The sequence below is a fragment of the Oleiphilus sp. HI0123 genome (assembly GCF_001635315.1).
Genome location: NZ_LWGE01000796.1, coordinates 1 through 336, shown reverse-complemented (window position 1 = coordinate 336; position 336 = coordinate 1). Strand labels below are relative to the sequence as shown.

Here is a 336-nt window from a genome sequence, read left to right as displayed (position 1 = left end):
CACCTTGGTCAGCTTGGGCTATTGCGAGTATTACGGCCCCGGTTACTCTACTGGGCTTTGCGCTACCTCACCTGATTCAACTAAGTCGCGTATCCCCACTTAGAATCCTGCGCCGTGACCTTGAGCCGATGAGCATTAGCGGAAGACTAATCTACGGCATCGCGCTCGCATGTATTCTCTCGTTATGCTTATGGTTTACCGGCGATGTAAAGATGTCTCTCGCATTGATTGTCGGCGGATTGGTGACCCTTATCCTGCTCTCATTTGGTTTACGAGGAATACTTAAGCTTTTAGATAAAATCACACCTTCAGCACGCTTCAATATTTATGTGCGTT

Annotated in this window: 1 pseudogene; it reads left to right on the top strand. The window is 47.9% G+C overall.

Annotated elements, in window-relative coordinates:
* Positions 1–336 (top strand): annotated as a pseudogene (locus tag A3761_RS27265) (hypothetical protein); the annotation flags it as partial.